Raw genomic sequence first — 25,021 nt, forward strand, 5'->3', positions numbered from 1 at the left:
TCACTTTTTCTTTTTATAAATCACAAAATAGCTTACGATAAAACCTATAAAAGCCCCTATTGCTGCCCCAATAAAATAGCCAATCATGCTATTATCTTCCGAAGACAAATACCCAAAGGAACTAAAACCCAATATCCCTAATAAAATAACAATCATTTGAACGGGTCTTTCAAACGGCTTCCAAATAAAGAATGAGCCATTTCGTTCAAATGGCTGTTTGACAAAGATGTATAAACCAAATGCAAAAAATAGCAAGATTTCAATAATTGGCGTAATATAGTCTTTGCTAATTAAAAAGTTATTTTTAAAAAACACATACGTAAGCGGGGTCATTTTGCTTATGACTTCATAAAATTTTTCATTACTGTAAAGAACACTAGGCCCTGTAATGGCTTCAAGCTGCACAGTATATAAACCAAATAATAAAAACGGCAGGATCGCTACGGTTAATGCTACAAGACCTTGAGCAAACGCTGATCCAGTGATCGCTCCAGCTGATAATGTTAACGTATAAAACAAAAGTAAAGCCTCAATTAAATACGTAAAATAGCTTATAAAGTTATCAGAGTAGATGTCAGTATTCGTAATTATCAAGGCTGATAACCCGAATGAAATCAAACAGCTTATAAAAATAACACCAAAGCCAACGAGCCATTTAAAGAGAAAGATACTTTGTCGTGAAAAAGGCAGAGATAACGTATACTCTAATGAACCATTGCTGCGCTCATTTCCAATTTGTACTATGGCCAATGTAATAATTAAAACGTTAAAGAAAAAGGCAGGATCACTGAACTCAAAGTTAATCTCGTACATATCAGCATAATACTGGTCTTCTTTTAGATTCTTTAGTTCAAGATAATGTGTCCATATTCCAATGGGTATCCAGAAACCAATGGTTAAACACGTTAGTAAAAGCTGCACCCAATGCTGCCTAACCTCTTTACGTATTAATTCTCCGGCTACCATCTACGCTTCCCTCCAAACCTCGCAATAAATACTTCCTCAAGATTAACTGGAAGCTCGTTCCATATTTTTGGTGTCAGCGACTCAAGCCACTTAGAATTTGCCAGATCATCGCGCTTTAAGATTACCGTATAGAAGACACCTGACGATTCCAAAATTGGAATTCCCTTTTCCCTTATCTTTAATTGGACATCTTCCTCAAAAGCAAGTTGTACTTTTACATAATCCTCTTTCAATTCCTCAACATTAATTACATTTGATAAGGTTTCTTCTTCCAAAAAAGCAATTCGATTACAAATTCGTTCAATATCCTCTAAACGATGGGAAGTGATCAAGATCGTTGTATTTCGATTTGCCACTTCATCAATCATCAATTGCATTAAATCATGCCTTGTTACAGCATCGATTCCGTCAGTCGGTTCATCTAGTAAAATTACAGCAGGACGAACAGCAAAGGCAAGAATAAGTGCCATTTGTTTTTTTAAACCTGTAGATAGCTCACGATATTTTTTCGTTTCTGGTAAGCCATAACGGTTCATTAATTCGTTAGCATATGTCACATCAAAATCAGGATAAATGTTTCGCAGGATTCGGATTAATTGTTTATACGTATATCTGTCATAAAAGGGCGTATGAACAGGCACATAGATGACCTTTCTTTTAATAAGTGGATATGCTTCAATTAAACAATTTTCAAATTTTATTTCTCCCTCATCTGCTTGAATAATCGTCTGGATGCACCTAAGCAATGTAGTCTTTCCAGAACCGTTACGGCCAAGTAAACCAAAGATTTCACCCGGTTCTAGAGTTAAATTAATATTTCTTAACACCTCAGTTCCATCAAGCGTTTTCGTCAGGTTTTTTATTTCCAGCATGGGTTTCTCCTCCCACTTCTTTCTTAATTTCATCAATCCACTCATGGATATGGCTGATATCTATTCCAGCATAAAATGCGTCAATGATGAGAGGCTTTAACTGTTCTTTTATCATTTCGATCTTCCCTTCATCAATCGTTTCTCTGGCATTATCAGATACAAATGTTCCTCTTCCGCGCAATGTTTCAATAATCCCCTGCCGTTCAAGCTCCTTATATGCTTTGCTGACTGTATTTGGATTAGCAATGATCATTGTTGATAATTCACGGACGGAAGGCAACTTATCTCCTGATTTTAACAACCCTTTAAAACAAAGCTCCTTCATCTGCTGAATGATTTGTTCATATATGGGAGTAGAACTTCTCGGATCAATTTGGATCATCGTTTCTCCCTCTTTCTGTAAAATCTTATCATTTTATGTACCATGTGTACTACATCAACTAATACACTCAATACATTAATCTCTTTTATCATTTTTGTCAATTAAAAAAGGACCAAATTGGCCCTTTAGTTATTTTCAACTCTTTGCTTTGATTTTATCGGCTGCCCCTTTTTCGCATTCTGAGCTTTTGTTTGTATAACAGGATCTATATCTTGACCAAGCTCAAGATCATTGCTGTTTACGCCATTTTTCGTTTTTTGCTCGGGATTATTTTGTTTAGAACGCTTTTTCATGGCGATCCCCCTAGTGTCCTAATAAAATCATTTCATTTTGTAATGCTTGCAGCTGCAATCGCATCCGATAAAGCTGATCCTGCTGTTGATCGTTCGCACTAAGGGACAAATGATTAATATCATTTACGGCGTTTTCTAGTCCTTGTAATGCTTTTGTATATTCAGTTTCATTATAATGCTCCTGCTGGGCACCTGTCTCAAACTGTTCCCGTGCATAAACCAATGCTTCGTTACAGCGTTGCAAGTATTCGTTAACGGATTGTCTTGTTGCCATCTGTATCTCTCCTCCAAACGATATGAAGTCAATTAAAGCTTCATCAATTTTATTGTTTGCAAGCTTGGCTAAAAACTTGACTAATAATAATTGGTAAGTTGGAAAGAAAACTGTTAATCAGCGAGTGATCATGATAAAATTTTTTGATGGATAAATTGATAAATGAGGAAAATAAGGAGGTATTTTAAGTTGAAGCCATTTAATCCATTTCTGTATGCCTCTGACGATAAACGTTATCATACGTGGAATTACCATTTACGCCATACATTCGGTCATAAAGTTTTTAAAGTAGCATTAGATGGCGGTTTTGATTGCCCTAATCGTGATGGCACTGTCGCATACGGCGGATGCACATTTTGCAGTGCAGCGGGGTCCGGTGATTTTGCTGGTAACCGAGCTGATGATCTTATTAAGCAATTTAATGAAATTAAAGAAAAGATGCATAAAAAATGGAAGGACGGAAAATATCTTGCCTACTTCCAAGCTTATACAAATACACATGCCCCTGTTGAGGTGTTAAGAGAAAAATATGAAGCTGTCCTTGGATTGGACGGAGTTGTCGGATTATCTATCGCCACACGGCCTGATTGCCTTCCTGACGATGTTGTTGAATATTTAGCTGAGCTAAATGAGCGAACCTATTTATGGGTTGAACTTGGCCTGCAGACCGTTCACGAACGAACAGCTCTGCTGATTAACCGTGCCCATGATTTTTCTTGCTATGTTGAAGGTGTCAAAAAATTGCGCAAGCATGGAATTCGTGTTTGTTCCCATATTATTAACGGCCTGCCTTTAGAAAATTACGAAATGATGATGGAAACAGCAAAAACAGTTTCAAACCTCGATGTTCAAGGGATTAAAATTCATCTATTACATTTGTTAAAAGGAACGCCGATGGTGAAGCAATATGAAAAAGGAAAGCTAGAATTCCTTTCACAGGATGAATATGTCAACCTGGTATGTGATCAGTTAGAAATGATTCCGCCTGAAATGATTGTCCATCGAATTACTGGTGATGGACCCATTGATTTAATGATTGGTCCGATGTGGAGTGTTGATAAGTGGAGTGTATTAAATTCCATTGATGCTGAATTAAAAGCGAGGAATAGTTACCAAGGAAAATTTTATACAAAAGAAGGGATCATAACGTAATGAAGCTACAACGAATTTTGCCCTTTGCGAAGCAGCTTCTGCAGAATGTTGCCGGACAGGGAGACATCGTCATTGATGCAACAATCGGCAATGGTCATGATACTGTATTTTTAGCAATGCTTGTGGGAGAAAATGGCCATGTCTATGGGTTTGATATTCAAGCAGAAGCCATTAATAACACAACAGATCGGCTAAAGGCAGTGCAGCTAGACAAGCATGTGACACTCTTCCAACATGGACATGAGTATATAAAAGCAATAATCCCTACTGAACTTCACGGAAAGATTTCAGGTGCGATTTTTAATCTTGGTTATCTTCCTGGCGGTGACCAATCCATTGTCACCGTACCGGAAACAACAATTTCTGCAATTGATCAGCTTTTGGATATGTTAAAACCGGAAGGGATGATTGTGATCGTGATTTATCACGGCCACGAAGAGGGAAAAGTTGAACGAGATGCTTTAATGGACTATGTCAAAACAATTAACCCAGCTGATGCTCATGTGTTACAATATCAATTTATTAATAAACAAAACAATCCGCCATACATCATCGCGATTGAAAAATGCTAAATATCTGGCAGAAATAAGCAGCTTCTTTCACAGGAAGGTGCTTTTTTCAATTTCTTTTTCCAGATAAAAAAGGCATCTTTGCTAGCAAGCAAGATGCCTTTATAAATAGACTTTTGCATAAGGGTCTTTAAGAACTTTTCTTCCAAGGAAGTTTTTGAAAAGCACGATAAGCCCTGCCATTTACATAAAAAAAGTACGAGGTCATTCCACCGAGCTTTATGAGCCTTTTTGCTATTTTATGCAGTTCTTTATGTGAAGCGACCTTATCATCAGATAAATAAACACCTAATAAACCGCGGTTAATCAGCTTATGAAAGTTTTCATGAGGAATACCTGATAAATGGTGGTCAGCTTTCTCAACAAAATGCTCGAGTCTATTCATCATCACTGACTCTGAATCATAATAGCTGCAAAAGTTCAAATCTCCGCCAATTTCGTCTTCTTCCTGGTCAATTAAATAATCAAGTAAAATGTGAAGACCTTGGACATATGGAAAATAACTCTCCCTGATTTGAGTAGCTTGTTTTTCTTCAAAATCTTCATGAAAAGCATAGGCTACTAAACAAAAAATCCCAAGAGTTGACCCTGTACATGCTGAAAATTCGTACCATTCCATTTCAGGTAAATTTTCTTTATGCTGTTCAAACCAATTCTCTAGCCTTGGCACTCTTTCTTCCTTTTTCACATGCTTATGAACTTGCAAATCACAATAATAGCTTGACAATTCAAGTAAGTATTTTGAAATGACGGGGTAATGCTCTAAATCTGATAGAACATTTTGACAGGTTTGAACAAGCTTATGTAAGTATCCGCCATCGTCCTGCTCCTCCCGAAATTGGTAATAATTCTTACAGGGAGCTCCACATGTCAAAGCATCAAGCATCGATTGGTGCAGCATTCTAAAATCTACCGGGTCTAACGAAGTACTGCGGTCGCAAAGATTATCCAAGTAATCACTTATCGTTTGATAAGCCACAATGAATTCAATGCACTGCTGCAGATTTGGCCCGGATATAATAGACAATATCCCTCCGCCTTCACAATGAAATCCCTTTTTATCAATACTTGCGATCGCTTGATTTTTCAGCTCCTTATTTGGAATTTTTTCCGCTTGCTCTCTCCAATAATTAATATAAAAATGAACAATTGGAAAAACTTCTCGATATACTTTTTTCATGAGTCTAATTGGATGCTGTGGTACTGTCAAAGGAGGTGTCACCTCTTGTAAATTTTTTTGAAGATATGGCTTTATAATAAGAGTCCTTCCCTCATCTTACGCTTATTACATACTGATATCTTCTGTTTTAGGACAATGTGCGTCAAAAAAACGTTTTGCTGTTTCAAATACTTCATCACGCTCAGGCTCGCTAAAAATTTCATGATAAAAACCTTTCCATTCCTTATAGGATTTTTCCATAATGTCGACCTTGTTAAACCATTCCTTTACCAATGATTTATCCACAATTTTATCTTCTCCGCCTTGCATAAGGAGCAAAGGAATGTCCTGGAATTTTTTTACTTGATTCTGCGCTTCTTCCATTGCCTTTATTAATTCACGATACCATCTAACTGAAACCTTTGTCACATATAAAGAATCATTTTCATCTGTTTCCTGAACAGCTTTGTTTCGTGTTGCAATTGAGATGCTTAATTTAGATTCTACCTTAAAAGTCGGGGCAATTATATTAAGACCTCTTGAAGCAAGCTCTAACGCTTTGTTCGGTTTGTATACAATCCCTAAACAAGGTGACGAAAGAATTACAGCTTTTACTTCATGATGCTTTTCCTGAAGAGCTCGAATAACAATAAGTCCTCCCATGCTATGACCAAGTAAAAATAAAGGCAAGCCAAATTTTTTCGCTTCTTTTATCCAGGCGTTCACCTCAATTATATATTCGTCAAATGATTGAATATGTCCTCTTCTTCTTGTCGTCGTTCCTTGTCCAGGCAAATCCCCCATCACGACATGGTATCCAGACAATTTCCACATTTCTACAAGCCATTTATAGCGGCCATGATGTTCAGCAGCTCCATGAACAATTACAATCACGCCTTTAGGCTGTTCAACCTCAGATTCCCATTTCCACATGACTGCTGCCTCTCCTTTCCATCCATTCAATAAATCTCTGTTATAATATTAGTACGAAAATACATATTCTTTCCATAAGAAAGGGTTGAAAAAATGATTTATCCATATAAAGATAAAACACCAAAAATAGCAGATTCCGCTTTTATTGCCGATTATGTCACAATTACTGGAGATGTCGTAATTGGTGATGAATCAAGTATCTGGTTCCAAACGGTCATTCGCGGTGATGTGGCTCCTACAATCATTGGCTGCAAAGTCAATATTCAAGATCTTTGCTGTCTTCATCAAAGTCCAAATAAACCTCTCATCATAGAAGATGAAGTTACTATTGGACATAGTGTGGTACTACATAGTTCAATTATTCGCAAAAAAGCGCTAATCGGAATGGGTTCCATCATTTTAGATGGAACTGAAATTGGTGAAGGAGCATTTATTGGTGCAGGAAGTCTGGTTCCTCCCGGAAAAAAAATCCCTCCTCATTCACTTGCTCTAGGCAGACCTGCGAAAGTCGTGAGAACACTAACTTCTGAAGATATAAAAGACATGGAAAGAATCAGACTGGAGTACGTTGAGAAGGGCCAATATTATAAATCCATCCAGCATCCATCGTCTCAGAGATGATTCCATCCCATTTTTTTGCATATATTAGTAAAGGCTGGAATCGGCGAAAGGTCGATTCCAAAGCTTTACTCACAAATACTTCCTCTTTTTCCTTAATACATGTTAAACATGCCACAAACTCCTGACTAACAACCCAAACATCCACTTATTATCGTTACAATTATCCATATTATATGCAAACGCCATAAAGCCATTAGTTAAATGTATCGAAACCATTAAAAGTTTGAAAAATTTGTGAAGGAATTTTTTACAATTTCTTATTATTAACTAAATATTTCTCACTTAAAATATAGAAAAGGGGTAAATAAAGGAGCGTCTAAAAGATGAAAACAAAGCTTTTGACAAACATGTATGATTTTGAATGCAGGCTTTTTCGAAGTGTGAATCGTCATTTCGATCAAAAGTTCCTTAATTTTTATTTCCGCACGATTACCTTTCTTGGGGGTGCGGTTGCAACAATTGCAGTAAGTCTGTTTTTAATCTTTTTTACAAGAGGCCAGTTTCAAGCAACAAGCTTAGCAAGTGCAGTTTCACTGCTCATAAGCCACCTTCCAGTTGCAATTGTAAAAAAACTGTATCCGCGTAAACGGCCGTACCTGGCACTCTTAGAAACAAAAGTAGCTGAAAATCCATTAAAGGATCATTCCTTCCCATCAGGTCACACTACAGCTATTTTTTCTGTCATTATCCCGTTTATATTATTTATGCCGCAGCTTTCAATCGTCCTACTTCCACTTGCGATCAGCGTCGGCCTTTCAAGAATGTATTTAGGATTACATTATCCTTCTGATGTATTAGCCGGCTGCTTACTTGGAAGTTCCTCAGGATGTTTAAGCTATTTTTTTATAAGTGAAGCGATTTTTGCCAGAATAGGCTAGATTTACATGCCTTTTTTGGACGAAATAATTTGACGGTTAATTATCAAATTATCTTCATATTGTTAACTAGACACCTTTCACTTTTTGGTAATTGGGGGGATTTTGATGAGAATAGCTATTTTCACTGACACATTTGCACCTGATGTTAATGGAGTGGCACGAACATTAAAACGATTCACAGATTACCTTGAGAAAAATGGTATTGAGTTTAGAGTGTTTGCACCTGTGAGTACGAATGAAAGCTTATTCTCCAGTCATATTCATCGTTTCGCAAGTCTGCCATTCTTTTTATACCCTGAATGCCGATTGGCTTTGCCCAATATGCTGCAAGTAAAGGCTGAGCTGCAACGATTTAAACCTGACCTTATTCATGTTGCAACTCCTTTTAATATAGGTCTTTGCGGCTTGCACTATGCAAAAAAATTAAACATACCAATTGTGGGATCCTATCACACAGATTTTGATCAATATTTAGAATATTACGACCTTCAATTTCTCTCTAAATTTTTATGGAAGTATATGCATTGGTTTCATAAACCACTAAAAAAAATATTTGTTCCATCAAATGAAACGATGGAGCAATTAAAGCGAAAAGGCTTTTCAAATATTCGGATCTGGGGGAGAGGGGTTGATTGCAGCCTTTTCCATCCAAGATATTCAAAAAAACAAATTCGTGAGGAATATGGAATTAAAGAAAAATTCATTTTCTCTTACGTTGGTCGTCTTGCGCCTGAAAAAGATATTGAAACCTTGATGACGATTTCTTTGCAGTTGCCAGATGAAGTAAAAAATCAGGTACATTGGCTAATCGTCGGAGATGGCCCTTCAAAAGAAGAAATGGTAAAAAGGGCACCTGTAAACATGACATTTGCTGGTTATTTAAGTGGTGAAAACCTTGCAAAAATCTATGCAAGCTCTGATCTTTTTATCTTCCCTTCACCTACTGAAACATTTGGAAATGTAGTGCTTGAGGCGTTAGCAGCTGGAACACCAGTTATTGCAGCCAATTCAGGGGGAGTAAAAAATATTATCAAACATGAGGCAACCGGCTATCTATGTGACCCCAAAAATGCAGATCAATTTATTCAAGCTATTATTCATTTATTAAATCATCATGCTCTGCGCCTTAAAATGGGTGACGCAGCACGTAGCTATGCCTTGTCACAAACATGGGAGCAAATCTTCGACGGCCTAATAAAGGAATACGAAGATGCTCTTATTGAAAAGAATCAAATACGTTATGCTTAGGAAAAGCACAAGGCGAATTGGAATAGAAGATGCCTGGAGGCAGTTAATAACGATGGCCGCCTAATCCTTTATTGCACTTGCACATCCGTTGCATAGCTCATGGGGGTTGGAGCTGGATAGAATAACTAAGTAAAAATAATATATTTTCATATCATTTTTTAAAAGGTTTAGCTCCCTTTCAAAGGGACTAAACCTTTTTCTATTTTAAGATCCATTGACAATAAATAGATATTTTAATAATATGTTTATAAATAAATAAACAAAATTCACTTTTGTTTACATTAGTTAAAAAAGGAAGGTTTTTATTTTGGAAATTTCAGAAGTGTTCTGGAACTCATCAATCGAAGAATTAAAAAGAGGATTTGTAGAAGAATCTGATTCCTATCTTTGCCTCTTATGTGGTGAAAAAATTCAAAAAGGAATTATTTATCCTTTTGAAGGTACCCTTTATGAAGCAGAAAAATTTATGAAGATTCATATCGAAACTACTCATATTTCTGTATTTGATTATTTAATAGGACTAGATAAAAAGCTTACTGGTCTAACCGATCATCAGAATCAACTTCTTCGCCTTTTTTACCAAGGAAAAAGCGATAAGGAGGTTCAAATGGAGATGGATATCGGCAGTGCTTCTACCATTCGAAACCACCGATTTGCTTTAAAGGAAAAGGAACGTCAAGCAAAAACCTTTCTGGTATTAATGGAATTACTGAAAGAACAGGATAAACATGCACCTGCATTCTTACCTCTGCACAAAACTGCCAAAATGGTCGACGATCGATACAATATTACCTTGGAGGAGCAGCAGGAAATAGTAAAGAAATTCTTCCCTGAAGGTCAAAATGGAGGTTTAAAAGCTTTTCCGCCAAAGGAAAAGCAAAGATTAGTTATTCTAAGGGAAATTGCAAAGCGAATTGAAGGCGAGAAAACGTATGATGAAAAGGAATTAAATCAACTTTTAAGTACTGTATATGGTGATTATGTGATGATAAGGAGATATTTAATTGAATATGGATTTTTAGCCCGAAAACCTGACGGCAGCCAATACTGGTTAAAAAAATAAAGGATAAAAGGAAGTGAGTAACAATTGGAACGTAAAAAAGAGTTGAAACAATATTATAAAGAAATGCCAATTGAAGCAGGAGTTTACCAAATTAAAAACAATAAAAATCAAAAAGTTTTTATTGGCAGTACAAGGAATCTTAAAACACTAAATGGGATCAAATTCACGCTGGAAAACGGCGGTCATATGAACAAGGAGTTACAAAGTGATTGGAACCACTATGGAAAAGATGCTTTTACCTTTGATATTTTAGAGGTTCTTAAAAAGAAAGATCATGAATATTTTAACGAAAAAGAGGAGCTCGGTAACCTTCATCAAAAATGGTTTGATCATATCCAGCCATATGGGGAACGAGGTTATAACTAAACATTAAACAGCAATCATAATGAATCTTAAAAGCGGCTCACACTATTGCAAGCCGCTTTCTTACTTTATATGAATCATTCATTTTTTTAATGAATAGTGTAAAGCATCACCTAACTTGATTATTAGTTGTGATGATTGTGCAGAAATCTCTTCAGTAGATGCTGTCGTTTCTTCCGCAACCGCTGAAATATTTTGGATTGAATCTAACATAATATAAGTATGTTCAGAAACATTTTCAATCTCTTTATTTAATTTGGATATACACCTGCAATTATGTTGGATATAGAAGCAAAATTTTGATTAAAATCGTCCTCTGTTCCCCGTACACTTTGATTTAACCATTAGATATGCCTATCATTTGTGCCATGATCAGAACCGTTGATTCTGTTTCCTTTTCAATATTTTGAATCATCGTTTGAATTTGGGATGTTGTCTGATTCGTATCTTCTGCAAGTTTTCTTACCTCATCTGCCACTACTGCAAATCCTTTTCCAAGCTCACCAGCTCTTGCAGCTTTTTTAATACTTGCATTTAAGGGCCAATAGATTTGTCTGTTTAGAAATCTGATCAAGCATTTTGAAAAATTAATGGAGGTTAGCAACAAAAAAGCACACAGGAAAGAAGTTGATTCTCTTCTTATACCTAAGTACCTGTTTGAAGATACTCTTTTGAAAAGCTAACTAAGATAGGATGGCCTTTTCAAAGAGCACTTTCCAGCCTCTTCCTGTAAATTTGGGGCATAATGGCTTAATTTCTTTATAAAATAACAAGTTTCAGGAAAATGATGTTCCAGGAATCGTAAGGTCGTCTTATTTAGAAGTTTATTTTCTTTATATTTAATCACCATTTTATGGATAAGTCTGCTCATTTCCAGTGTTGTTCTTCCAACATCATTCGCAAATTCTCTTTGGCGAGCAAACCCTGGCTCTTTGAATCGTAAATAACCTTTAAGGTGGTGATTTTGCACAATAAATATCTGATATTTATTAATAAATGCCTCTGCTTGACTAGAGGCAGTGATTTCGATGGGATCAAGCAAATTTTGAAATAATACAGCATGCCCCAGCTGATCCTCCAGCCACAGATCCATAAGCTCAACTAAAGGTAAAGGGACTGCCTCTTTCCCTTGAATCAAATAACTTAGAAAACGTAAGTATTCTTGATTTTCAGCCAATGTTCCATTTAAGTAGGTTGGTGACAAATTGAGATTCACTTTATTATCGATCCTAAGAGCTTGCAACTTTCCTTCAAATTCGAAATACCCCTTAGCTATAGGCCAAGCGTTGTTAGAAAAATGGATCATTGCTTGATCAGTATGATTCGATGAACGCGGAATCGTTTTTAGCATGGAAATGAGTTCACCGAACAATTGAATATATTGCTGTGATATTTTAACATATTCAACCTCACTGACAGAAAGATGATCTCTTACAAAATAGGCATGATCTTGTAAAACTTCTAACCAAAATAAATGCTCATCCCACACTGGTATTAAATTATTTGTCAAAAATCTTCCCTCCCTCTCTTTCTTATATATTAACAAGAGAGGGAAAAAAGAAATGCTGTACGAAAATAATTAAAATGAGGCACAGTATTCTTGTAGAAGCGAGATTCTTTATCTAAACCGCCACATCCTTCCTCGTCGTATTTCTTCGGGTAGTAATCTATCTTTATTGTTACAATTGCAATTTAAGTGGGGGCTTTACAGCTTGGTAAGATGATAAATAAATACATAACTTTACAATAATAAGAAAAGATAAATTTATATACATTAAAAGGATGTCGAATATGAAAAAAAATAAGATATACATTGTGTTAATGACCATTTTACCTTGGCTTTCTGTACCTTTATTAGGTGTAAAAACATGTAAAAGATTTCTTCCAGGGGCATTATTTATGTGCTTATATCTTATTATAGAAGGATCGATAGCAGAGAAAAGAAAATGGTGGTATTTTCCAACAAAAGTAAAACCAAATGTTCTGGCTGAATTCCCGTTAATCTTTGGTCCTTTTCTAGTGGGAGCTCTTTGGATCACAAAATACACGTTTGGAAAGTTTTATTTGTATGTCATTTTAAATATTGTGGTTGATTCCTTTTTTACCTATTTTGTCATTAATTGGTTCAAAAAAATTGGCTATGTCACTTTAGTGAGATTATCCAGGCTGCAATTATCAATATTATTTTTAGTGAAATCCTTTGTAATGTACGGATTTCAATATCTATATGAAAAGTATTTGACTCGGCATCAATCTCATCAATAATCTTTGTTTACTACAAAAAAAGAGCATAGCTAATTATAGTAGCTATGCTCCTTATTATTCAAAAGCTGCTTTATTTAACCTCTATTAAAGCTTCCTTATGAGAATGAATCTCTCCTTTTTCAACATGAATAACGATATGATAACTGCCGGCAGCTTCAAATTGGTACGATGAGGTGTACATTCCTTTTGTGGCTGTTTCTTCTGCATCGATATAATGATGCTTTTCTTCTCCTTCCTTCCAGATTTCAAATCTAACCGTAGCTTTAGTAAAGGCTTGGTCCTCCATATTCACTGTTGTTTGTAATGGGATGTTTTCCTTTGCTTTCACATTCGTTAATTCCTCTAGTTGAATGGTTACATCATCATGATGGTGATCAGCTTCTGTTTCCTGATGATTCTGATGTTCGTCCTCTGTTGACTTTAATGAAGTACCTTCTCCTACCTGAATTTCTTTTACAGGCATGGTGTGATAGTCTTTTACATCTGTATGGGCAATCACTTGATAGGCCCCATCCTCTTTAAATAAATACTCAGCTGTATATGTACCAGTATCAGCCAACTTTGCATCAACTTTTTCTGATTCATCCCCTAGTTTTATTTCAAAGGTCACCTTTGCATCATCTACTAAATCTTCTCCATAATAAACAGTTGCAGTGATAGGAGTTGTTTCATTTTTATTAACATGCTCTTTTACCTGAATTTCCACTTTCGGTGCTTTCACTTCCTCATCAGCGGTTTGCTGGTGTGCTCCATGTGTCTCAGATTCCTGACAACCGCTTATGATTAGAACACAGATCATACAGGTAATAATGAAAATGACATTTTTCAATTTATAGACCTCCAAAAGTTCTCTTTTAATAAGATATACCATAAATGTAACCTCATGAAGATGTATACGTCTACTTCTTCATCATTTATTCACATTTTGATGATAAAGTATCCCATTAATTTAAAATTCATCATAAAGAAGTACTAGTTGAATGACAAAAGGGTCTGATTCCCACACGGACATACAGAACTTTCATTAAAGCTCTATATAACCTGTTGTTAAGGAATCAGACCCTGCCTAACAGCATTTTAGCTCAAATTATTGATTTAGCGCTTCTTTGCTTAACGCTTCAGCTTTGTCTGTTCTTTCCCAAGGAAGGTCTAAATCATGACGGCCAAAGTGTCCATATGCTGCAGTTTGCTTGTAAATTGGACGGCGAAGATCAAGCATTTTGATAATACCAGCTGGACGTAGATCAAAGTTGTTACGGACAACCTCAACTAAAACATCTTCTGATACTTTGCCCGTACCAAATGTATCAATAGAAATTGAAACAGGCTGTGCTACACCAATTGCGTAAGCCAATTGCACTTCACATTTATCAGCTAAACCAGAAGAAACAATGTTTTTCGCAACATAGCGGGCAGCATATGCAGCAGAACGGTCAACCTTTGTTGCGTCCTTACCAGAGAATGCTCCGCCACCATGACGAGCGTAACCGCCGTAAGTGTCAACGATAATTTTGCGCCCAGTTAAACCGGCATCCCCTTGCGGTCCGCCAATAACGAAACGACCTGTTGGATTAATGAAATACTTTGTATTTTCATCAATTAATTCTGCAGGAACAACTGGCTTAATAACATGTTCCTTAATATTGCGTTGAATTTGCTCCAATGAAATTTCCGGATGATGTTGTGTTGAGATGACGATTGTATCAATGCGAACTGGTTTATCATTTTCATCATATTCAACAGTTACCTGTGTTTTACCATCAGGACGCAAATATGGAAGGATATCCTCCTTACGTACCTCTGTTAATCGACGGGATAATTTATGCGCCAATGAAATCGGAAGAGGCATTAACTCTTTCGTTTCATTACAAGCAAAACCAAACATTAATCCTTGGTCTCCAGCTCCGATAGCTTCAATTTCTTCATCCGTCATTTGCCCTTCGCGAGCTTCGAGAGCTTGGTTTACACCCATTGCAATATCAGGGGATTGCTCATCAATTGACGTTAATACAGCACATGTTTCAGCATCAAATCCATACTTAGCACGAGTATAGCCAATTCCTTTGATTGTTTCACGAACAATTTTTGGGATATCCACGTAGGTGCTTGTTGTAATTTCTCCAGCTACTAACACTAGTCCTGTTGTAACAGACGTTTCACACGCTACACGTGCATTTGGATCCTTTTCAATAATAGCATCAAGGATTGAATCTGAAATTTGGTCACAAATCTTGTCTGGATGGCCTTCTGTTACAGACTCAGAAGTAAAAAGACGTTTTTTAGTCATAATTTAAAGCTGCCTCCTCATATTCGTTTACATTCTTTTTGATCCGGAACTCTTCCCAAAGTCTAATTACAATTGAAAAACATGGAATCTTTGCTTAATATTGGAGCAGTTCCAGTTTTTCTAGTAAAAAGAATCACGTTGGCATGTTTTGTGAACAGAAGTAGTATGTACCTTTACCACATGCATTCCAAGTAAAAACTCTAATGAAGAAGATACTCTTTTTTTCTGTTATCAAAAAAACCTTTCCTCATGAGGAAAGGTTTGTAATCGTTCATAGCCTTTCGCTCTTATCGATCAAGGTCTTCGCCTTGCATCAGGTTAGCACCTTTGCATCGGAAAATGTCGTCGATAGGTCGCCTTTTCCTTTGATAGCAGGTTGCTGGGTTTCATAGGGCCTGTCCCTCCACCAGCTCGGGATAAGAGAATCCGTTCAAGGAAATATCATAGCGTACTGGTTTACTACTGTCAACCAAAAATGACAACTTACCGGCATATTTCTTTTTTTCTACCTAAACCTAAATTAGAAAGTTTTAAATAACACTTTTATCTTCATCTACTATTTATTAGTCTTACCCATTATAAAAACATATATTAATTTTACTGAGGTTAATAATGCTTCATTTTTTAAGTGTTGAAATGCACTTGTACAATATGTTAATGCTCGGACTGAGGAAGCGCCCATACATACTTATAAAATGGGCTTAAAAAAATTCATTTATTTTTCATCAATAGTATGTTTTATTTATTTTAATGTGTTATACTATTTAAAACAAAGCCAGAATGTTGTAATATATCAATATTAGGTGAATTTTTTGTGAAAAGGATGGTAATGGGGATGAATAGTGTGGATATAACAAATGAGTTAGCATTACTTGTACAAGGGGAAAATGCAAAACATAATTTATCAGTTGCTCAACTCGTTGAAAAGGTACTTGAACGCAAAGAAGGAATATTGACTTCAACTGGTGCCATCCGAGCAACTACTGGGGCCTATACCGGCCGATCTCCTAAAGATAAATTTATTGTTAAGGAACGTTCAATTGAACATAAAATCGATTGGGGTATGATTAACCAGCCAATATCAGAGGAAGCCTTCGATAAACTATATAGCAAAGTCATTACTTACTTAAAAGAACGGGATGAGCTGTTCATATTCGATGGGTATGCCGGAGCAGATCCGCGCTTTCAATTGCCGCTTCAAGTAATAACTGAATATGCATGGCATAATTTATTTGCCAGACAACTTTTTATTAAAGGCAACAAGGAATCTGAAACAAAAGAAAAGACGTTTACAATCCTATATGCCCCACATTTTAAAGCCGATCCAAATGTCGATGGCACCAATTCTGAAACATTTATTATTGTTTCTTTTGAGAAACGAACCATTTTGATTGGCGGGACGGAATATGCTGGTGAAATGAAAAAGTCTGTCTTTTCAGTTATGAACTTTTTATTACCGGAAAATAATATTCTTTCCATGCATTGTTCAGCAAATGTTGGCTTTGAAGGAGATGTTGCGTTGTTTTTCGGATTATCAGGAACAGGAAAAACGACTTTATCTGCTGATCCGAACAGACGTTTAATCGGTGATGATGAGCATGGCTGGTCTACCTCAGGTGTTTTTAATATTGAAGGCGGATGCTATGCAAAATGTATTAATTTATCAAAAGAAAAAGAGCCGCAAATTTTTAATGCAATTCGTTATGGCGCAGTGTTAGAAAATGTTGTTGTTGATAGCGAAACCCGTGAAGCTGATTATGATAATGCCTTTTTCACAGAAAATACCCGTGCAGCATATTCGTTAGAAGCGATCGACAAAGTCATTATGCCAAGCATTGCAGGACATCCGCAAACTATTGTATTTTTAACAGCAGATGCATTTGGCGTCCTACCACCAATTAGTAAACTAACAAGGGAACAAGCAATGTACCACTTCTTAAGTGGTTATACGAGTAAGCTTGCTGGTACAGAGCGCGGGATTACGGCTCCGGAAGCAACGTTCTCCACATGCTTTGGTTCTCCATTTTTACCTTTACAAGCTACACGATATGCAAACATGCTTGGTCAAAAAATCGACGAACATGAGGTTCAAGTATTTTTAGTGAATACAGGCTGGACTGGCGGTGAATATGGAGTTGGAAATCGGATCAAACTTCAATATACAAGAGCAATGGTTCAGGCAGCAATCGAAGGAGACCTAGATCATATTGAAACCATTAAGGATGAAGTATTCGGTTTAAATATTCCAATTCACGTTCCAGGTGTACCAGATGATAAATTGCAACCTCATCTTACTTGGAGTTCCAAGGAGGCATATTACACGAAAGCAAAAGAACTAGCTGCTAAGTTTAAGAAAAACTTTGAAAAATTTGCTCATGTCTCATCTGAAATTGCTGAATTGGGCGGACCAATAGAATAATTATTTTAGGAGGCTGACTTCACGTTCAGCCTCTTTTTTTTTGCATAAAGACCCAGATAAAATGCACTTCAACAGAATCGATTGAGAGGAACAAAAATGACAACTAGCAGTTGAAATCAAAACAGAATTAGCACCAGAGCGATTATTGGTAAAAAAACGCTAACAGCATTGGTTATCAGCGTATGAATGGCTGCCACGTTCCGGCTGTGATTCACAAAGCAAAAACCTCTTCAAAAACATTGAATCACCCAAATAGATTGCCTCTATTGGACATTTCCTCCTGGGGAAATATGTAAGTGTCCTATATAGAGCCCCAATTGGACTAACCCTCCTTGAGGAAACATGTAAATGTCTTATAGAGAGCCTCTATTGGACTAATTCTCCTTGAGGAAACATGTAAATTTCTTATAGAGAGCCCCAATCGGACTAACCCTCCTTTGGGAATTTTGTAAATGTCCTATAGAAAGCCTCTTATATCCAAAGCGAGTATTGCTGTTCGTGATTTGTCTTTCATCCGACCCATAAAAAACAAAAAACGAGTCGGGCAATTTTCACTCTGTCGTTTAAAGAGGATACCTTATCGAAAATTATCTAGCAGTCCTATTGGTAGGTCTGAGCAATTGAAAGCCTTTATAATTCCATCCTAAATTTGACAATTACTTTTGTCACCCTTTATGTAGGTTTGACTATTGAAGTTTTCCTCCTCAATTCCCTCAAAAACATGCCAAATCAACAAAAAAACAGTCCGACCAAAGGGAAATCGGACTGTAAATTAGTATTTATCTTTTTCTGTTTTGAACTCAAAAATGCACTTACATCTGGGTTTATTGTCTATCTTTAATTTGTTGAATTAAGTGCAATCAAACGATATGTCACAACTGTTTTCTTTTCCTGAAGCTGAAGCTTTTCTACAATAGCTTCTCCAGTCGTTTCTCCATCTTTTGTTTTTCTAACTTCTACCGGTATATCAATTGGATAAATCCGATAACCTTCTTTGGTTAACTGAAACACATTTTCTTCTAGACGCTGTTCTTTTCCTTTTGTCACAATCATTGTATTAAATTCAACAGGCATTCCCATAAGAAAACCTCCTCTTCATCACATAGCCTTTTATATTTATCATACCACCTTGTCTCTGCCTTGAAAAACATTATTGTTTTTTCATCCATGTGCAAAGCCTATGTAAAGTCTCACGGTTTGTTTTCGGTGGAAAATAGTGAGTAAATTCTTTGAAATACCAGCTCTCAACTTCTTTATTTAATTCCTTTAATCTCTTTTCAAGCCTGTATGAATGCTCAACAGAGACATTTTTATCCTTGACCCCGTGTATAATTAATACGGGGGCAGTCATTTTTTCTAATTCATACAAAGGTGTTCTCCACATATATCGTTCCGGAACTTTCGTAGGTGTGCCGCCAATAACTCTTTTCATCATTCTACGTAAATCCTCTCGCTCATCATAGGTTAAAAACATATCGGATACACCGCCCCATGTTACAACAGAACGGATGTTTTCAGCCAGAAGTCCAGCCAATAAGGCCATTACACCACCTCTTGAAAATCCAAATAAATGGATACGGTCTGGATTCACCTTAGGATGTCTTTTTAAAAGGCCGATCGCTGAGATGGCATCATAACGATCATCACCAGCAAAATCTTCATTTCCTTCACCGCCTTGATTGCCGCGATAAAATGGTGCCATTACAACAAAGCCTTCTGAGGCAAACTGAACAATTCGTCCAATTCTAACCATACCTACATTTTTAATTCCGCCTCGCAAATAAAGAAGCCCATCATAGCAGCCTGATGCAACTGGTTCTGCCAATAATCCTTTTACTTTTAAATGATCTGACACATATGTAACCACCCAAAGTTGAATAGCTGGGTTTGGAGAAGGATATTTCACTTTATTAATGATTTCACCGTTCATCTAATACTTCACTCTTTCCATCTTTAAAATCAATCTTATTTTACTAACATACCCAAAACAGCAGCGTTACTAAATAAATAATAGGCATTCACACATTTTTTCAAATTTCATAAATTATCAGTAGTTCACATCCTGCTTATTTCACCCATCACCGTTTCTATTTTATAAAAAATTTTGGATGCATTGCATCTAGGAGGTTAGCAACATGAAAAAATGGCTGCTGTTAATATGTCTTTCCCTTGTCCTTGTTTTACCACTTTCAGCTTGTAATCAAAATAGCCCGGAAAAAATTAAGGTTGCTGAAGTGACGCATTCTATTTTTTATGCACCTTTATATGTCGCAATGGCAGAGGGCTTTTTTGAGGAGGAGGGCCTTGATGTCGAGTTGACGACAACCTGGGGTGGAGATAAAACGATGACTACGTTGCTTTCGGATGGCGCCGATATCGCACTTGTTGGCTCTGAAACATCGATTTATGTCCATGCACAAGGTTCAAATGACTCTGTCATAAACTTTGCTCAGCTCACACAAACAGATGGCACCTTCCTTGTAAGCCGTGAGAAAATCAATGATTTTGACTGGAATCAATTAAAGGGAAGTACGTTTTTGGGACAGCGTAAAGGCGGAATGCCGCAAATGGTCGGTGAATATGTCCTAAAACAACACCAAATTGATCCAAAAGCAGATCTCAACTTAATCCAAAACATTGACTTTGCCAATATACCAAGTGCTTTTGCTTCAGGAACGGGGGATTTTGTTCAATTATTTGAACCGACCGCAAGCATCTTCGAAAAAGAAGGAACAGGTTACATTGTTGCCTCTTTCGGTACTGAGTCTGGAAAGGTTCCTTACACAACGTTTATGAGCAAAGAAAGCTTTCTTAAAGAAAATGAAAGTTCGGCTAGAAAATTCACTGCAGCCATCTTTAAGGCACAACAATGGGTTCAAGATAAAAGTGCAGCTGAAATTGCAAAATCAATTGCTCCTCAATTTGAAGATACGGAACTCGAGCTTATTGAAACTGTGGTAGATCGCTATAAAGCCCAAGGCTCCTTCGCTACTGATCCAATCCTAGATGAAAAAGAGTGGGATAATCTTCAAAATATCATGGAGGAAGCAGGAGAGCTTCCAGCTCGTATCAGTCATGACACATTAGTAAACAACACATATGCAGAAGAAGTAGTCGAATAGCAAGGAGGACCGACCATGTCATTTTTAACAGTAGAACACATACATCATGTGTATTTTACAAAGGAATCAGCAACCGTTGCCCTTGAGGATATAAAGCTCAACGTTGAGGAAGGAGAGTTTGTCTCCTTCCTGGGCCCCAGCGGCTGTGGAAAAACCACACTCTTATCAATTATTGCCGGGTTGATCAGACCTGTCGAAGGCAGTGTAAAAATTGCTAATAAAATTATTACAAAGCCTGATCCCATTATTGGTTATATGCTTCAGCAGGATTATCTCTTTCCCTGGAAAACCATTGAAGAAAACGTCACAGTAGGGTTAAAAATTATCGGACAAAAAACGGAAGAAACCACAACAAACACGCTTTCTCTTTTAAAAGAGATGGGATTAGAAAATGTTGAACACCAGTATCCAAGCCAATTATCCGGAGGGATGAGGCAAAGAGCAGCTCTTGTGAGAACATTAGCAACAAACCCAAGAATTCTTTTGCTTGATGAGCCTTTTTCAGCGCTGGATTATCAAACAAAATTAAGGTTAGAGGACCTCGTTTGGAAAACGTTAAAGGATTATCAGAAAACAGCTCTGCTTGTCACTCATGACATTGGTGAAGCAATCGCGATGAGTGATCGTATCTTCGTTTTCTCAGCAAAACCGGGAAGAATTAATAGAACCTACTTAGTCCCAAAGGAATTAAGAGAATTAACACCGTTTGATGCTAGACAACACCCTTCATTTTCAACATTATTTCAGCAAATATGGAAGGAGTTGGACCAGCTTGAAGTCAAATGAAACGATTGAACGCCTCCACAAAAACTATAGACGCGGCCTTGAAAAGGAAAAAAAGTGGGTGCAATTTTATCAACTTCTCATTTTTATTTGTTTCTTTGGATTATGGGAGATTGCTGGGAGGAGAGAATGGGTTGACCCGCTGTTATTTAGCTCTCCCTCGAAAATATGGAGTTTATTTGTAACGAAGTTAAATGATGGAACCCTTTTGCCTCATATCGGAGTCACTTTATTCGAAACAGTTTTAGGTTTCATTTTGGGAACATTTCTTGGCGCTTTACTTGCAGCCATTTTATGGTGGTCCAATCGTCTGTCAAAGATTTTAGATCCTTATCTTGTCATATTGAACGCCATGCCAAAAGTAGCCCTTGGACCGATCTTGATTGTCGCATTAGGACCTGGATTTGTTTCCATTATTGCAATGGGAACGATTATCTCGGTTATAATCACTACCATTGTCGTTTATACATCGTTTAAAGAGGTAGATGCAAATTATATAAAGGTTCTTAAAACATTCGATGCTTCAAAAATCCAGGTTTTCAAGGAGGCAATACTTCCTTCGTCCTTTCCAACAATCGTTTCCACTTTAAAAGTAAATGTCGGATTATCATGGGTTGGCGTTATTGTCGGGGAATTCCTCGTTTCTGCAAAAGGGCTTGGGTACATGATTATATATGGCTTTCAGGTTTTTAACTTTACGTTGGTGCTTTTAAGCCTGCTCATTATCGCAGTATTTGCCACTATCATGTACCAAGGTGTTGAGCTTTTAGAAAAGCAATTTATTAAAAACGAAAAAAGAGGCTGAAAAACAATGGTCCCTCACACTCATCCTGAGGGGTTAGTTGTTGTCGCCTCTTATTTTTTCATAAAAATCTATTCTGAACTTCCAGAAGGCTTTTTTGCAGCACTTCATCCTTCATAATGAAACTATATCTTCTATCCTTCTGTACGCCTTCAGGTATTTCTTCCATTAGGATAGGACCAAATGTCTCAAAATACCCTTCCTGCTTAACTAACTCACTAATGACCGCATAATAAATATTTTTTACGATCGTTCTCTCCTTGCCCGCTACCTTGTACTGACCGATATAATCGATTGTTTGAACAATTCCGCCAGTCTCTTCTTTAACCTCTCTAATTGCTGCTTCTAAAGCTTTTTCATTTTCTTCGACCTTCCCGCCAGGAAATTCAAAGCCGCGATCTGAGTGCTTTGTTAACAGCCACTTATTTTTGTATCGACAAATAACCCAAACATGCTTTGGATTTGTAGAAAATGGATGATCCTCAAATGATAAATGAACTTCATTGTGATAATAATCAAAAAACCGATACATACTTAATCCCTCAATTTTCTCCTTATATACCATATTGCCCGACCAATCTGCAGTGATATAACGCAGCAGTTTGACTTTTCCTTTTTAAATCTTATCACAATGTATAATCCATGTATAAGGTTTATTCTTGTTCTTCAATTCTTGACATAAGCCCTTGTGAGCGGATATGTTCCTTCGCTTCATCATCTCCTAGCTCATAGATCATGCGGTATATTTTCTGATTTGTATTATCAATCTCATCATTTTCACGATCATAATGGTATTGGATATAAGGTGTGTGAGCACGATAAAAATCTTTGATATCTGTTGAGTATACTTGATCAAAATATTGTCGCAGTTTAATAATCTCATCATCTGTTGCTTCAATCTTAAAGTCCCAAGGGGAAACAGTGCTAAGTTGAGAAATCTCGCCATTTGCAACTGTAATATAATAAGTTTTCTTCGTATTTTCCATGGATGACAGCTCCTTCACTTTTTCCTTTGATTATTTTTTGTCCCTAATGAATTATTTATTCAATACTTTCTGTCTGTGAATAGTTTTTCATCTAATGGAGAAATTAAAAGAAGCGTTAGATGGAGTTTATGCTGGAGGTAGGATTTGCAATGAATCATGATTTGATTAAACATCTGGAAATAAGAAAATTTCGGGCGGATGAAGAAGATGTAAATGCATATGTACAATCAATCATCAGAAATACAGATAAACAAGATATCCTTATGTGGATTCAACAATTATCTGATCATGATTTACATTCCTTAATCACTCCTTATTTAACTGAGAAGATGGCAGAGGAATTGGCTGAGAAAGAATTTTAATAAAAGGCTGTTTTCGCAAACTTTGTTGCTATTTACTATGCAGTACGGAATGGTTGATTTTCGCTGCTGCCTCCCATCTTAAACAGTGGTTCAAGAGTAACCTCAGCCCATAAAGCACATGCTTAGAAATTTGGCCTGTCCCGTTTCTCATAGAGAAATCTCAACTTATCGTTCAAATCAACATAATATCAGAGTCTCCGATGGATTTAATATTAGTTATAACAAAAAAAGGAATTAACGAAAAATAATTGTTAACCACAGAATGCTTCAAGTTCTACTTCTCAACTCTCACTTCAAGAACAACACAGATTTTAATACTCACTAATTTGTCAAAATTAAAAACAGTTTTTTCAAAAACAGCAAAAAAAGAAAGGGGTCTTACCCTTTCCTTTTTATTTGCCTAAGAACGACTTAAGCATCCAATTATGTTTCTCCAAACCTTGGTGGATCGCTAATAGCATATCTCCAGTAGTTTCATCACCTACCTCGGCTGCCAGATCCATACCTTCTTTCAGTTCTTCTGCAAGTTGAGAGAAATCGTCATAAACGGATTGAACCATTTGTTGTGCTGATTCTTTTCCTTCTGCTTCATTGATTGATGAAAGCTCTAAACATTCCTTCATCGTTGCAACAGGAGATCCCTCCAACGCTAAAAGGCGTTCTGCTAATTCATCAATGTGAACAGCCGCTTCATTGTAGAACTCCTCAAACTTTTCATGAAGTGTAAAGAAATTTTCTCCCTTAACAAACCAGTGATAATTATGTAGTTTGACGTAAAGCACCGTCCAGTTTGCTACTTGTTTATTGACGGTATTTATTAGTTTTTCTGACATAAATAATCCTCCTTTTTATTCTAGTTACTATTTACCCTAAATAGTTTTCTCCAAAACATTCTATTTTATCTAAACATCAATATTTATAGGTAAAGATTTAACATGTTAAAATGATAATAGTTGAATTTATTTAATTTTTTACCCTCTATTTAGTTCGAAAGGAGTCATAATGAAAACTATCTTAATTATCTGTGTTGTCATCGTTATCATTGTCTTGTTATTAAGTGTTTTAACGACTAGTAAAGCGTATCAATATAAACACACGGTCGATCCTGTTAAAAAGGCAGATGATCTTCCGGAAAATGAAAAAGAGAGCGAAAAAGAAAAGTAATGATGAATTTTATCTGTAAGTGTATGCCGCTTATAATGTAAAAATAATAAAAAAAGCA

Annotated in this window: 29 protein-coding genes, 1 pseudogene and 1 riboswitch; of the genes and pseudogenes, 14 read left to right on the forward strand and 16 right to left on the reverse strand. The window is 36.6% G+C overall.

All coding sequences use genetic code 11. The features are described 5' to 3' along the window. From WQ54_RS29215 to WQ54_RS29235, 5 genes are all read right to left on the reverse strand, one after another. Entirely contained in the window at positions 1-966 is a 966-nt protein-coding gene (locus tag WQ54_RS29215; protein ID WP_052738040.1) for an ABC transporter permease subunit, read from the reverse strand. After that, entirely contained in the window at positions 960-1,838 is an 879-nt protein-coding gene (locus tag WQ54_RS29220; RefSeq protein WP_046590044.1) for an ABC transporter ATP-binding protein, read from the reverse strand. The genes WQ54_RS29215 and WQ54_RS29220 overlap by 7 nt, the downstream gene beginning before the upstream one ends. Further along, positions 1,804-2,220 (reverse strand): GntR family transcriptional regulator, encoded by a 417-nt coding sequence (locus tag WQ54_RS29225; RefSeq protein WP_046590046.1) that lies wholly within the window; start codon positions 2,218-2,220, stop codon positions 1,804-1,806. Before WQ54_RS29225 ends, WQ54_RS29220 begins: the two co-directional genes overlap by 35 nt. Positions 2,221-2,345: 125 nt before the next feature. Further along, a complete protein-coding gene (locus WQ54_RS29230; RefSeq protein ID WP_046590048.1) occupies positions 2,346-2,513 on the reverse strand; it encodes a hypothetical protein in 168 nt (55 codons plus the stop codon). A 10-nt stretch (positions 2,514-2,523) separates the two neighbouring features. Beyond that, complete coding sequence (locus WQ54_RS29235) at positions 2,524-2,787, reverse strand: YtzC family protein (protein WP_046590051.1); 264 nt, start codon at positions 2,785-2,787, stop codon at positions 2,524-2,526. A 189-nt stretch (positions 2,788-2,976) separates the two neighbouring features. On the opposite strand from WQ54_RS29235, the gene WQ54_RS29240 reads away from it, so the two are divergent. Together WQ54_RS29240 and WQ54_RS29245 are read left to right on the forward strand one after the other, a co-directional pair. After that, positions 2,977-3,939, forward strand: a complete 963-nt coding sequence (locus WQ54_RS29240; protein WP_156178248.1) for a TIGR01212 family radical SAM protein — start codon at positions 2,977-2,979, stop codon at positions 3,937-3,939. Then, positions 3,939-4,511, forward strand: coding sequence for a class I SAM-dependent methyltransferase (locus WQ54_RS29245; RefSeq protein ID WP_046590055.1), 573 nt, complete (start codon positions 3,939-3,941; stop codon positions 4,509-4,511). The genes WQ54_RS29240 and WQ54_RS29245 overlap by 1 nt, the downstream gene beginning before the upstream one ends. Before the next feature lie 127 nt (positions 4,512-4,638). Here the strand turns inward: WQ54_RS29245 and WQ54_RS29250 are convergent, their stop codons facing one another. Together WQ54_RS29250 and WQ54_RS29255 are read right to left on the reverse strand one after the other, a co-directional pair. Beyond that, on the reverse strand, positions 4,639-5,718 hold the full coding sequence (locus WQ54_RS29250; RefSeq protein WP_046590056.1) for a tetraprenyl-beta-curcumene synthase family protein: 1,080 nt from the start codon (positions 5,716-5,718) through the stop codon (positions 4,639-4,641). 75 nt (positions 5,719-5,793) lie between these two features. After that, entirely contained in the window at positions 5,794-6,600 is an 807-nt protein-coding gene (locus WQ54_RS29255; RefSeq protein WP_046590057.1) for an alpha/beta hydrolase, read from the reverse strand. Positions 6,601-6,693: 93 nt separating this feature from the next. On the opposite strand from WQ54_RS29255, the gene WQ54_RS29260 reads away from it, so the two are divergent. The 5 genes from WQ54_RS29260 (at position 6,694) to WQ54_RS29280 (ending at position 10,776) form a co-directional block, all read left to right on the forward strand. After that, positions 6,694-7,221, forward strand: a complete 528-nt coding sequence (locus tag WQ54_RS29260) for a gamma carbonic anhydrase family protein (protein ID WP_046590060.1) — start codon at positions 6,694-6,696, stop codon at positions 7,219-7,221. Between the two features lie 323 nt (positions 7,222-7,544). Further along, the gene (locus WQ54_RS29265; protein WP_046590063.1) at positions 7,545-8,099 is read left to right on the forward strand and encodes a phosphatase PAP2 family protein; all 555 of its coding nucleotides are present in this window, start codon (positions 7,545-7,547) and stop codon (positions 8,097-8,099) included. 105 nt (positions 8,100-8,204) lie between these two features. Next, positions 8,205-9,347 carry a glycosyltransferase family 1 protein gene (locus WQ54_RS29270; protein WP_046590065.1) on the forward strand — a complete coding sequence of 381 codons (1,143 nt, stop codon included), beginning with the start codon at positions 8,205-8,207 and terminating at the stop codon, positions 9,345-9,347. A 307-nt stretch (positions 9,348-9,654) separates the two neighbouring features. After that, positions 9,655-10,410 carry a DUF2087 domain-containing protein gene (locus WQ54_RS29275; RefSeq protein ID WP_046590067.1) on the forward strand — a complete coding sequence of 252 codons (756 nt, stop codon included), beginning with the start codon at positions 9,655-9,657 and terminating at the stop codon, positions 10,408-10,410. Positions 10,411-10,434: 24 nt separating this feature from the next. After that, positions 10,435-10,776 carry a GIY-YIG nuclease family protein gene (locus WQ54_RS29280; protein WP_046590068.1) on the forward strand — a complete coding sequence of 114 codons (342 nt, stop codon included), beginning with the start codon at positions 10,435-10,437 and terminating at the stop codon, positions 10,774-10,776. 355 nt (positions 10,777-11,131) lie between these two features. On the opposite strand, the pseudogene WQ54_RS29285 reads toward WQ54_RS29280, so the two are convergent. Both WQ54_RS29285 and WQ54_RS29290 read right to left on the reverse strand, forming a co-directional pair. After that, positions 11,132-11,351 (reverse strand): annotated as a pseudogene (locus WQ54_RS29285) (methyl-accepting chemotaxis protein); the annotation flags it as partial. A 101-nt stretch (positions 11,352-11,452) separates the two neighbouring features. Continuing rightward, positions 11,453-12,283 (reverse strand): DUF2935 domain-containing protein, encoded by an 831-nt coding sequence (locus WQ54_RS29290; protein WP_046590071.1) that lies wholly within the window; start codon positions 12,281-12,283, stop codon positions 11,453-11,455. A 281-nt stretch (positions 12,284-12,564) separates the two neighbouring features. Here WQ54_RS29290 and WQ54_RS29295 point away from each other — a divergent pair, with 281 nt between their 5' ends. Next, on the forward strand, positions 12,565-13,038 hold the full coding sequence (locus WQ54_RS29295; RefSeq protein ID WP_046590073.1) for a hypothetical protein: 474 nt from the start codon (positions 12,565-12,567) through the stop codon (positions 13,036-13,038). A 70-nt stretch (positions 13,039-13,108) separates the two neighbouring features. Here WQ54_RS29295 and WQ54_RS29300 read toward each other — a convergent pair whose 3' ends face one another. Together WQ54_RS29300 and metK are read right to left on the reverse strand one after the other, a co-directional pair. Beyond that, a complete protein-coding gene (locus tag WQ54_RS29300; protein WP_197089692.1) occupies positions 13,109-13,867 on the reverse strand; it encodes a FixH family protein in 759 nt (252 codons plus the stop codon). A gap of 258 nt (positions 13,868-14,125) precedes the next feature. Beyond that, positions 14,126-15,325: a methionine adenosyltransferase gene (gene metK, locus WQ54_RS29305; RefSeq protein WP_046590076.1), complete on the reverse strand. Its 1,200-nt coding sequence runs from the start codon at positions 15,323-15,325 to the stop codon at positions 14,126-14,128. A gap of 284 nt (positions 15,326-15,609) precedes the next feature. Beyond that, positions 15,610-15,748, reverse strand: a riboswitch (SAM riboswitch). A 412-nt stretch (positions 15,749-16,160) separates the two neighbouring features. Here metK and pckA point away from each other — a divergent pair. Beyond that, entirely contained in the window at positions 16,161-17,744 is a 1,584-nt protein-coding gene (pckA, locus tag WQ54_RS29310) for a phosphoenolpyruvate carboxykinase (ATP) (protein WP_046590151.1), read from the forward strand. An 837-nt stretch (positions 17,745-18,581) separates the two neighbouring features. Here the strand turns inward: pckA and WQ54_RS29315 are convergent. Further along, on the reverse strand, positions 18,582-18,824 hold the full coding sequence (locus WQ54_RS29315; RefSeq protein WP_046590078.1) for a DUF2584 domain-containing protein: 243 nt from the start codon (positions 18,822-18,824) through the stop codon (positions 18,582-18,584). Positions 18,825-18,894: 70 nt separating this feature from the next. Next, positions 18,895-19,674, reverse strand: a complete 780-nt coding sequence (locus WQ54_RS29320; RefSeq protein WP_046590080.1) for a S9 family peptidase — start codon at positions 19,672-19,674, stop codon at positions 18,895-18,897. Positions 19,675-19,879: 205 nt separating this feature from the next. Between WQ54_RS29320 and WQ54_RS29325 the strand changes: the two genes are divergently transcribed. The 3 genes from WQ54_RS29325 to WQ54_RS29335 are packed head-to-tail and all read left to right on the forward strand — an operon-like array spanning position 19,880 to position 22,454. Next, positions 19,880-20,866, forward strand: a complete 987-nt coding sequence (locus tag WQ54_RS29325) for an ABC transporter substrate-binding protein (RefSeq protein WP_046590081.1) — start codon at positions 19,880-19,882, stop codon at positions 20,864-20,866. A 15-nt stretch (positions 20,867-20,881) separates the two neighbouring features. Next, positions 20,882-21,652, forward strand: coding sequence for an ABC transporter ATP-binding protein (locus tag WQ54_RS29330; protein ID WP_046590083.1), 771 nt, complete (start codon positions 20,882-20,884; stop codon positions 21,650-21,652). Further along, positions 21,639-22,454: an ABC transporter permease gene (locus WQ54_RS29335; RefSeq protein ID WP_046590089.1), complete on the forward strand. Its 816-nt coding sequence runs from the start codon at positions 21,639-21,641 to the stop codon at positions 22,452-22,454. The genes WQ54_RS29330 and WQ54_RS29335 overlap by 14 nt, the downstream gene beginning before the upstream one ends. A 58-nt stretch (positions 22,455-22,512) precedes the next feature. On the opposite strand, the gene ytkD is transcribed toward WQ54_RS29335, so the two are convergent. Continuing rightward, positions 22,513-22,983 carry an RNA deprotection pyrophosphohydrolase gene (gene ytkD, locus WQ54_RS29340; RefSeq protein WP_046590097.1) on the reverse strand — a complete coding sequence of 157 codons (471 nt, stop codon included), beginning with the start codon at positions 22,981-22,983 and terminating at the stop codon, positions 22,513-22,515. A gap of 121 nt (positions 22,984-23,104) precedes the next feature. Further along, positions 23,105-23,437 (reverse strand): hypothetical protein, encoded by a 333-nt coding sequence (locus WQ54_RS29345; RefSeq protein WP_046590099.1) that lies wholly within the window; start codon positions 23,435-23,437, stop codon positions 23,105-23,107. Positions 23,438-23,586: 149 nt separating this feature from the next. On the opposite strand from WQ54_RS29345, the gene WQ54_RS29350 reads away from it, so the two are divergent. Further along, entirely contained in the window at positions 23,587-23,799 is a 213-nt protein-coding gene (locus WQ54_RS29350; protein WP_156178250.1) for a hypothetical protein, read from the forward strand. A gap of 392 nt (positions 23,800-24,191) precedes the next feature. Here the strand turns inward: WQ54_RS29350 and WQ54_RS29355 are convergent, their stop codons facing one another. After that, a complete protein-coding gene (locus WQ54_RS29355) occupies positions 24,192-24,632 on the reverse strand; it encodes a Dps family protein (RefSeq protein ID WP_046590103.1) in 441 nt (146 codons plus the stop codon). Positions 24,633-24,801: 169 nt separating this feature from the next. Between WQ54_RS29355 and ytzI the strand changes: the two genes are divergently transcribed. Beyond that, on the forward strand, positions 24,802-24,963 hold the full coding sequence (gene ytzI / locus WQ54_RS33165) for a YtzI protein (protein ID WP_084822377.1): 162 nt from the start codon (positions 24,802-24,804) through the stop codon (positions 24,961-24,963). Positions 24,964-25,021 lie beyond the last annotated feature (58 nt).

It is taken from the genome of Bacillus sp. SA1-12 (genome assembly GCF_000981385.1).
Lineage (GTDB): Bacteria > Bacillota > Bacilli > Bacillales > Bacillaceae > Metabacillus.